Genomic DNA, 9,495 nt, shown 5'->3' with positions numbered 1-9,495 from the left:
GTCGTCGAATACGGCCTTGACCGCGGGGATGGCCTCAGCCTCGGCATCACTTAACAGTTTTACAGTCGCCATTTTTCAATTCCTCAACTTTTTGCCCAGTCCATGTAAAGTGCGCGCGCTTTGCGCGCCAAGGGGCCGTATTCAAGCACCTTGTCGTCAAATCCAATCACCGGAACGACCTTTGAAATATTCCCGGTTGAAAAGATCTCGTCGGCCTCGCGGAAATCCTCGACGCTTAGCGCGATTTCATGCACCGAAACGCCTGCCTGTCGCAGAAGCCAGATCACCCGCTGTCGGGTGATCCCGTCCAGAAATGTGCCGTTTGGGACGGGGGTGAAAACTTCACCGCCCTTAGCCAGAAACACGTTCGAGGTTGCGAGTTCCGCGACATTGCCCGCGCAATCGGTGACCAGCGCGTTGTGATATCCCTTGGCCTTTGCCTCGCGCATCATGCGCGCATTATTGGCATAAAGGCAGGCGGCCTTGGCATTGACAGGCATGACCGACATCGTGGGTCGCAAGAACCGTGTTGTGGTGATTGTGAACCCGGTGGGCTGAGTCATCGGCATCGCTTCGAGGCACAGCGCGAAATCGGTCGAGGAGGCCAGCGGCGGCACGGTGCCCACATCGCTTTCCTCGGCCCAATACATCGGGCGGATATAGACATCGGTGCCCGGTGCGAATTTGCCCAAGCCCTCGCGGGTCAGTGCCTCGATATCGTTTGCGGTCAGGGTCGGTTCCAGCGCCAATGCCTCGGCGGAGGCGTTGATGCGCGCGCAATGGCGGTCGAGATCGGGCGTCACCCCGTCAAACAGCCGCGCCCCGTCAAAGACGAGCGAGCCCAGCCAGGTCGCATGCGAGGCCGCGCCCAGAATGCGCAGATCTCCGCTATGCCACTGGCCGCGCCAATAGGTCCACATTTCACGTTCTGCACTCATTTTGGTCTCCTCTATCGCGCCGATCCAATCAGTGAACGGCGGCATACATGATCTTTTCTTCACTTGCTTCATAGGGCGCGAATTCCTCGACGATCCGTCCCTGACGGCAGACAAGGATCCGGTCCGAAAGGTTCATCACCTCGGGCAGGTAGGACGAGATCACGACGACCGCGAGTCCCTCATCTGCCAGCCCGTTGATCAGGGTATGGATCTCGGCAATCGCGCCGACATCGACGCCGCGCGTGGGTTCGTCAAAGATCACCAGACGCGGCTGTTGCACGAGCCCCTTGCCGATCACCACCTTTTGCTGGTTGCCCCCCGACAGCTCGACCACGCGGGCATTCTCGTTGATCGCGCGGATATTGAGCTTTTTGGTCCAGTCTGCGGCCAATGTCTGCATCTCGGCCTGTCCGACGTAAAAAGCGTGGTTATGCCCGGCTGCGAGATAGCCGGAATAGATGTTTTCAGCGATCGACATGGTTTCGAAAAACCCTTCGGCTTTGCGGTCTTCGGTTATGTAGACGATGCCGTCCTTCACCGCCTCGCGCGGGACGTAATAGCGCACGGGTTGATCGTTCAGCGCCACGGCTCCGCCGCGCAGGAAGTCGCGTTTGTAGATGCCCGAGATGACCTTGAACGTCTCGGTTCGCCCCGATCCAACCAATCCGAATATGCCGGTGATCTGGCCCGCGAAGACGGAGAACGAGGTGTTGCGCACCATCGCGCCCATTGACAGATCCTGCACCGACAGCACCTTCCTGCCGGGTTTGCGGGTGCTCTGGGCATCGCGTTCGCGATAAAGCCCTTGGGCAAGTGATCGCCCGACCATCGCCGCGACGATGCTGTCGCGGGTGAAGGTTTCGGTTGCGTCCGACGCGACCAGCTCGCCATCGCGCAAAATGGTGATGCGGTCTGAAATTTCCAACGCCTCTTCCAACGCATGGCTGATGAAAACGATGGTGACGCCCTGCGTTTTAAGCCGCCGGATCAGCGCAAAGAAATGGCGCTTTTCCTCGGGCGTCAGGGTGGCGGTCGGCTCGTCAAAGATGATCACCTCGGCCTGATGATGAACGGCGCGGGCGATCTCGACCATCTGCTTTTTCGCAGCGCCCAGCGTCTCGACCAATGCGCCCGGATCAACAGAAAAATTCAGCGATTGCAAGAATTGCTGGGCCGAGATGTAGGTTCCGCGCAGCCGGTTGAGCGGCTTCTCCGTTCCCAGATACAGGTTTTGCGCCACGGTCATCGACGGCACGAGGCTGGTTTCCTGAAACACCATCGCGATCCCGGCTTCCAGCGCCTCATGGGGTGAGGCAAAGACGGTTTCTTTCCCACGCACGAACATCTTGCCGCCGGTTGGCAACACGGCGCCCGCCATCATCTTGGTTAGGGTCGATTTGCCAGCACCGTTCTCGCCCAGAAGGGCGTGGATCTCGCCCTTGTGCAGGTTGATATCGACCTCTTTGATCGCGGGCACGCCGCGATAGGCTTTGGTGATTTTTTCCATCTGGATGATCGGCTTCATGCCAGACCCTCCCGTCCCAGCGACAGCACCTGATCGCCGCCCTTCGAGGCTGCGATCACTTCGCCTTGCCATTCCAACGCTGTGCAGACGCCGTGGCGTTTGCCATTGGCGCGGCTGTGCCAGCTGCTTACCGGTTGCATCTGTCGATCAAGGCGCACGACCATTCCGTAGCTGCGCGTTGGCGACCAAGGTTTATGCACGCCCATTGTGCGGATCGCGCCGCATTGCAATGGTTCAAGAAAGCTTTTCCCCGACGCCAGCGCGGGGGCAATCCAGTAGTCGCGTGGCACCTGCGCGATCATCTCTTCGCGGTAGTATTTCTCTTGCAGGACAAATTCGATCAGCCGGTTGCGCGGGGCAAAGACTGACAGGATCGCGCCGCCATCCGCCGTCGGGGTCAGCCGGGCAGGGTAGCCGGGGATCATCTCGATCAACGGCGTAAGCGCGCCTTCGCAATCCAGCTCCATTACGCGGTGGCGCCAGCTTTCCGAAAATGCCATCCGCCCGCCCGAGCGCGGGCATAAACCATAGGGCCAGGCCAAATCGCCAAGGACTTTGTGAAAGGGTTCGCCCTCGGCCTTACGCTGCCAAAGCGAGCCAGTGGCGCATTTGCGCATCAGATCGCTTTGCCAGTCCGAAGTCGCATGCTTGGACGAACCATTGGCAAGCCAGAGCGTGCCGTCATGGGCAAAGGACAGGGCGGTAATCGCGCGGATCTCGGGCAAGAGGTGTTGCTCGACCCCATCCAGCAACAGATCCCCGGTTTCCAGCGCCACCGCCAGCCGCCCGTCAGGCGCGACTGCCAACGCAGTGATCGGGGCCGTGTAGCTTTCGACCAGCTCGGGGGTGTCGGAGCCAGACAGATACCAGATCGCATTGCCAGATGATGCGATCAATCTGCTGCCCCAAATCGCAAGGTTGTCCGGCTCGCAAAGCTGTGCAAGCACCGGGGCCTCGTCCAGCGCGGTATTGGGTCGAAAGGCACCATCCATCGGCGGGATCGTCACCGCCTTGCCGCGGAAGATATCGAGGATCGGATCGAAGATCATGCCTGCGCCCCCCAATACGAACGCATCCCCGTCCACTCCGGGTTTGCGCCTTCGATCTTGTAGCGCCCGATGCGGTTGTTCAGAATGCCGCCGATGAACAGCTCGCCTTTGTGTTCGCGCATCGAGGTGACCATCGGATGGGCCTCGCCCGAGAGGTCGGCAAAGGTCTGCAGGATCTGACAATCATCGTCGAATTTCACGATGCCGCCGGTGTTGATATTGGGAAACAACCAGTCATCCTGGGGCAGGCGGCGGGTCATGCGTTTGCGCATGTCTGGATGGCGCAGGGACAGATCAAAGCTGGGCGTGCGCATGCCAAGCCAAGCCATCCAATAGCTGCCATCAGAGGCGCGGTTGATGTTGTCAGTATAGCCCGGCATGTCCTTGATCACGCACTCAGCGGTGCCCGCCTTGGGGCCTTCCAGCCAGTAGCGATGGATCCGGCAGGCCCAGCTTTCGGCGAAGAACAGCGATTTGCCGTCGTGCGCGATACAGACGCCGTTGGTGTAGCGATAGCCATCCAGCAGCGTCTTGGTCGAGCCATCCGCGGGATCATAGACCAGCAGGCGGCCCGTGCCCCGGTTCTCGATCGAATCCAGCGTCCATTCATGGGCATCGTAACGCTTGGTGGAATCGGTGAAATAGATCTTGCCGTCAGGGGCGATATCAAGGTCATTGGGGTCGCGTAGCCGCGCATCATCCTGCACCGAACTTAGCGAGCGCCGGGTCTCGGCGGAGAGCCGGGTCACCGTGCGATCAGGCGCGATCTGATACAAGCCCATGGCGCCGATGCAGCTAATCAGGTTGCCATGACGGTCAAAGGCAAGGCCAAGGGGAAAGCCGCCCACATGGGCGAACACCTCGGAGCGCGTGTAATCGGGGGCGAAATAGCGCATGATTTCGCCATGGCGGGTGCCGCAATAGAGGTGGTCATCCTCGTCAAGGATCACATCCTCGGGGCCTTCCAATTCGCCCAAGCCAATATGGCTGGCCTCGGCCAGACGATTGTTGAGCGCAAAGGGCGTGCCCGATTGCGGTTCGGCCGATTGGGATACGCCCATCTTGAGATAAACTGGGGCGACATAAACCTCGTTAAGCACCTTGTGGCGGTTCTTCATCCAGCGGATGTCGATGGTGACCGCGACCGCCAACATGATGCCCAGCACCATCTGGTTGGTGCCGGTGCCAAAGCCCAGACGGATCAGCCCGTTGGTCATCACCAGCACGATCACCGCGCCCATCACGCCCTTGACGACAGAGCCGCGCCCGCCGCCCAGCGCATTGCCGCCAACCACGGCGGCCGTCAGCGCGAGGATCTCAAGCCCCGCGCCGGTGCCCGGACCTGCGCCCGACAGCCGCGTCGCGATCAGGAACCCCGCAAAACCAGAACAAAGCCCCGAGAAAACATAGGTAAAAAAGACCGTGCGGCGCACCTTTATGCCCGCGTTATGGGCCGAGCGGCGCGATCCTCCCACCGCCAGAATATGCCATCCGATGCGGGCGCGAGTCAGCACGATATGGGTGATAATCGCCAATACGAGCGCCGAAATCACCGGGATCGACAGGCCAAGTGTGGTGCCGTCGCCGATGAAATCCCAAGCATCGGAAGAGGCGAAAGACATTTGTATCTGCGCGCCGAACTGGGTGACGAGAATATCAAACACCGCGCGTCCGATGATAAACGTCACCAGTGTCGTCAGGAAGGCGCGCAGCCGCAGATACCCCACCAGATAGCCGTTGATCGCCCCAAAAGCCGCGCCCGTCGCCAGTGCCGCCCCCAGCGCGACGCCAACCGGCAGGTTGAGGACGAAGAAACAGGCGACCGAGGCAAACGTTGAAAGCGCAAATATCGAGCCCACCGACAGATCGATCCCACCGCCCAGCATCACCACTGTCAGCCCGATCACCACGATGGTGAACTCGCCAAGCTGGCGCGTGCTTTCCTGCAGGCTGAACGGGTTGAAGAACCCGGGAATGGCCGTGCCGAATGTCGCCACCACTGCGACCAGCACGAGAAAGGGGATCGCATTGTCGGTCCAGCGCTTGGACAGGATCTCGCCAATCAGATGATCGGGAATGAGGTTATAGCGCAAGGCCTGCAGGCGTTCGCGAGAGAACATAAGGAAATTCCGCTGTGGGGGTGGAAGGGGAAGGGCGCCCGGATCGACCGCGCGCCCGATCCGTCTTACTGTGCAGCCTTCAGCGCTTGCAGATCCCAGCAGGTGCTGGGGGTCAGATCTGCCTTGGTGCGTGCGCGCAGCAGCGAATAAAGATAGGCCGAAGAGGTGCCCGGCGGCTGCCCGCTTTGCAGCAGGTATTTGATCATCGCGACCATGTCCCCCGATTCATGGGCCAGTTCAGTCATCACCACCGCGTCATAGGTGCCGTCTTCAAGCCGGTCGCAATCCGCCGTTTTCTCGCCGCCGCCAGTGGTGACCAGATAGACCTGATCTTGCAGCCCCGCATCGCGGATCGCCGCTGCGGCCCCCATCGCGTCACCATCCCAGAAGTCGATGATGCCGCAGATGTCGGGGTGCTGTTGCAGCATCGTGGTGGTCACGTTGCGCGACGTGGTCGCATCCCAATTGGAATCCGGTTTGGCCACGACCTCAAAGCCCTCGGCCTTGTCGAGCACTTCCATGATCCCGGCATATTGAAACAGCGAGGTCGCATTGACCTGATCGCCCTGCACCAGCCCGATCTTTTTGGAACTGCCTTCGCCACAGCCTTTCACCACGGCCTCGGCCTCAAGGCGGCCAAGCTGCGTCCAGTCTGAACCGGTATAAACATCGGCTTTGAAATTGGCGGGGTTATCCACGAGGATCACATAGATTCCGGCCTTTTGCGCCTTTTTCAGCAGCTTGGAATATGAGTTGAGATCGGGCGACATGACGATCAGCACATCGGGCTTGTCCGCTGACGAGATCGCCTCGGTAATCGCTTGTGCGCCCGCTTCGGCCGACCAGTTCGGATCGCGGGTTTCCAACGTGCCGCCAAAACCCTCGATCTCGGGGCGCATGAAGGCCTCCCAACCCTGCGCAAGGTCAAAGCCCATCGACAGCGGGATCAGCATCACCTTTTTACCTTTGAGCGCCTTGGAATAAGCGATAGGTCCCGGATCATCGAGCGCAAAGGCAGGCAAGGCCGCCCCTCCGACAAAGCCCATCGTGGCGCTGATAAGGGCGAAACTTTGCAGAAGTTTTTTCATGTTTACCGTGTCCCTGTTGATGTTTGGCTCCCCCGGGGCAGACCGGGGGCGCGGTCTGCTTATATGTCGCCCTGCTGGGCGGTCTGTTCGTCACGCGGGTTGATCACGCCGTCAAAGATGATCGCGGCCAACAAGATCGCGGACTTGATCAGGTTTTGATACAGCAACGGAATGTCGAGAATCGTCATCGCATTGAGCATGATTCCGATCAGCGCCGCCCCGATCAGCACGTTTCGCATGCCCCCCTTGCCACCCGACAGCCCGATCCCGCCGATCACCGTCACCAGCACGATGTCGTAAAGCTGGGTCGAGTTGACGACGCGGGTGTTCATGGATTGCAGGCTTCCCGCCGTCAGCAGCCCCGCAGCAAAGGCGATCAGCGCCGAGATCAGGTAGCGCAGCATCATCATCGGGCGCACAGGCATGCCGGAATTGCGCGCAGCAATCGGGTTGTCGCCAGCGTAATAGACGTAGCGACCCCATTTCGTGTAGCGCAGGCACAAAAAGCCAAGCAGCGCGAGCGCGGCAAAGAGGTAGACCTCAATCGGGACATCGGCGAGACGCAACCTGCCGAGATCTTCCAGCCATGACCCTGCCGGGATTGGCACGGCGTCCTGATCGATCATCTGCGAGCGCACCAGCCCATAGGTAAAGGACGCGGTGGCCAGCGTGACGAAAATGGCGGGCACTTCGGCATAGGCGACGAGAAACCCGTTGATCAGCCCGATCGCGATCACGCCTGCCAGCGCCAGTAGCAGCGCAGAACTGCTGCTCATGCCGTTGTTCATCATTTGTAAATACCATGCCACGGTCATCGCCATGATCGCGACCATCGACAGGTCGATCCCGCGCCCGATGATGATCAACGCCATGCCCAATGCAAGAATACCCAGCACCGAGACCGAGCGCATGATCGCCACCAGATTATCGGTGCTGAAAAAGCCGGGCAGGGTCAGCGAGGCGATAACGAAAATCAACACCGTGATCGCAAAGACGATACGTTCCTGATTGAGAGTCCGGAGGAATCCCATGGCTGTGTCACCTTCCTGTTGGCGGCTGCCCTCTGATGGGGCGGTCCGGTTAAGGAAAGGCTAGCGTTGGCCTGACAGACCCGTCCAATGAATAATATCGCGCCATATTCATGCGATTTTGGAATAGATTGGGGTCAGATGGCTTCAAGGCGACCATAGCGTGCTCCGGGCAGGCGGCCATCTTCCAGCGCTTGGTCCGTGTCGATATGCGCGCCCAGTTGCGTAATGAAGCGCTGCCCATAGGCGGGCAGGGGAAGGCGTTTATTCCACATCGCACAAATCGCAAAGCGCACGACCTCGCCATTGAGCGCGATGGGGCGGCTCGTCAGCGTGTCCAGCGGAGGCTGTGCGGAAGAGGGCACGACCGCGATCCCGTTGCCACAGGTTGCCATCGCAAACAGCGTATGGGGCGAATTGCTTTCCAGAATGATTTCGGCAGTGCGACCCGAGATTTTGCAGGCGGCATCAAACAACTCGCGCGAGGCATGTTTGCCGTTCAGCGTCAGGATCGGCTTTTCCAGCAGATCCTCCAGCTCGATCGGGGCGTTTCCCTCGGGTAGCAAGCCGCGCTCGCCCACGGCCAGAAAGCCGAGTTGGCCCAATAGGGCGGTTTCGAGCAGGTCATGGGGCGTCGAGGGCAGGGCCGAGACGCTCAGATGGATCTTTCCATCCAGCAGTTTCTGCGCAAGTTCCGGCCCGCCGCCATCTTCCAGCCGGATCTCGATCCCCGGGTTTTGAGCCCGCCAGCGGCGCAGGAACTGCGGGAAATAGCGCTCCATCAGTTGCGAACAAGCCCCAATGCGGATCAGCCCGGAATCGCCACGCGCTAGATCGCGCGCATAGGTCATCAGGTTGCGATCAGCCGCCAGCACATTGGTGATACGACCATAAAGCGCCTCGCCTTCGGGCGTCAGTCGGATGTTACGCCCGGTCTTTTCGAAAAGCGCGATGCCGAGGTGATCCTCAAGAGATTTAAGTTGTCGTGACAGCGCGGATTGCGTCATGTTCAGACGCTCGGCGGCGCGGGTGACATTCAATAGCTCAGCAGTGGTGTCGAATGCATTGTATATGCGGATATCCATCAAAGCGCCCCTTTATGTGGCGTTTAGGATCGAGTCGGGGGGCGCGCGAGTCAACATTTACGCATAACGCGTCGATAGCGCCCTCGTAAGCGCGCTTTGAACGTCTGAAAATTCAGCAATGAGAGCAAAGATTTTGCGAAGCGTGCGAGCTTGGAGGGCTTTATCTCAACGTTTTTGTTTACGTCGCATATTTGGCGCGCCCTTGCGCCGCCTTTTGCTTTGGACGCATTTCAGCGAACTTCGGCAGCAGTTGGTGCTCTGTCGCTACGGCCGAAAGTCTTTCAGGTCGCCCGACATCGTCGAGCCGCTTTCCCTCACGACAAAAAAATTGGGAGCTTTCTCAAACTGAAACCGACGAATTGCAAATTTGAAGTTGCAGACTCCAGCTTAGTAGGACGGCAGTGCCAATGGGATAGATTTCCGGAACCAAACAGTATCAGGGCGAGTAGGTTGTCAAAGATATGAGCATGCGCTCAGTCATGCACAGGCGCTCGCACTTTTCGCCGGCCGTAGGGTGACATGACGAAAACGGCGCCAGACGTTCGCACCATCAGAAATCGCGGCGGCGCGAATATCGTTCGGGATCGCCTGAAGGGCTGCCAACGCAATCAGCGCTACGAGAGGGAAGTTTTTCCAGACATCAGCCACTATCAAAGCGGTCA

The 9,495-nt window shown here is 59.5% G+C and carries 8 protein-coding genes; all 8 read right to left on the bottom strand.

Annotated elements, in window-relative coordinates; genetic code table 11:
• Window positions 1-83: 83 nt before the first annotated feature.
• Window positions 84-938, bottom strand: coding sequence for a branched-chain amino acid aminotransferase (locus tag ACN0SD_RS20340; protein ID WP_417810003.1), 855 nt, complete (start codon window positions 936-938; stop codon window positions 84-86).
• 28 nt (window positions 939-966) lie between these two features.
• Entirely contained in the window at window positions 967-2,463 is a 1,497-nt protein-coding gene (locus ACN0SD_RS20335) for a sugar ABC transporter ATP-binding protein (protein WP_417810002.1), read from the bottom strand.
• Complete coding sequence (locus ACN0SD_RS20330; protein WP_417810001.1) at window positions 2,460-3,512, bottom strand: hypothetical protein; 1,053 nt, start codon at window positions 3,510-3,512, stop codon at window positions 2,460-2,462. The genes ACN0SD_RS20335 and ACN0SD_RS20330 overlap by 4 nt, the downstream gene beginning before the upstream one ends.
• Complete coding sequence (locus ACN0SD_RS20325; protein WP_417810000.1) at window positions 3,509-5,632, bottom strand: ABC transporter permease; 2,124 nt, start codon at window positions 5,630-5,632, stop codon at window positions 3,509-3,511. The genes ACN0SD_RS20330 and ACN0SD_RS20325 overlap by 4 nt, the downstream gene beginning before the upstream one ends.
• Window positions 5,633-5,697: 65 nt before the next feature.
• A complete protein-coding gene (locus ACN0SD_RS20320; RefSeq protein ID WP_417809999.1) occupies window positions 5,698-6,720 on the bottom strand; it encodes a sugar ABC transporter substrate-binding protein in 1,023 nt (340 codons plus the stop codon).
• A gap of 59 nt (window positions 6,721-6,779) precedes the next feature.
• Window positions 6,780-7,751, bottom strand: coding sequence for an ABC transporter permease (locus tag ACN0SD_RS20315; protein WP_417809998.1), 972 nt, complete (start codon window positions 7,749-7,751; stop codon window positions 6,780-6,782).
• 134 nt (window positions 7,752-7,885) lie between these two features.
• Window positions 7,886-8,833, bottom strand: coding sequence for a LysR family transcriptional regulator (locus ACN0SD_RS20310; protein ID WP_417809997.1), 948 nt, complete (start codon window positions 8,831-8,833; stop codon window positions 7,886-7,888).
• Between the two features lie 477 nt (window positions 8,834-9,310).
• Window positions 9,311-9,495 (bottom strand): ABC transporter permease subunit (locus tag ACN0SD_RS20305; protein ID WP_417809996.1); only part of this gene is annotated, 185 nt, incomplete at its 5' end.

The organism is Thioclava sp. (assembly GCF_048263065.1).
Classification (GTDB): Bacteria; Pseudomonadota; Alphaproteobacteria; order Rhodobacterales; family Rhodobacteraceae; genus Thioclava.
Note: the sequence above shows the minus strand (reverse complement) of the source record. Positions and strands in the feature narration are given on the sequence as shown.

What these genes read in the sequence shown, in the direction of transcription:
- ACN0SD_RS20340 (WP_417810003.1), bottom strand. Translation starts at nt 938, where the DNA reads ATGAGTGCAGAACGTGAAATGTGGACCTATTGGCGCGGCCAGTGGCAT.
- ACN0SD_RS20335 (WP_417810002.1), bottom strand. Translation starts at nt 2,463, where the DNA reads ATGAAGCCGATCATCCAGATGGAAAAAATCACCAAAGCCTATCGCGGC.
- ACN0SD_RS20330 (WP_417810001.1), bottom strand. Translation starts at nt 3,512, where the DNA reads ATGATCTTCGATCCGATCCTCGATATCTTCCGCGGCAAGGCGGTGACG.
- ACN0SD_RS20325 (WP_417810000.1), bottom strand. Translation starts at nt 5,632, where the DNA reads ATGTTCTCTCGCGAACGCCTGCAGGCCTTGCGCTATAACCTCATTCCC.
- ACN0SD_RS20320 (WP_417809999.1), bottom strand. Translation starts at nt 6,720, where the DNA reads ATGAAAAAACTTCTGCAAAGTTTCGCCCTTATCAGCGCCACGATGGGC.
- ACN0SD_RS20315 (WP_417809998.1), bottom strand. Translation starts at nt 7,751, where the DNA reads ATGGGATTCCTCCGGACTCTCAATCAGGAACGTATCGTCTTTGCGATC.
- ACN0SD_RS20310 (WP_417809997.1), bottom strand. Translation starts at nt 8,833, where the DNA reads ATGGATATCCGCATATACAATGCATTCGACACCACTGCTGAGCTATTG.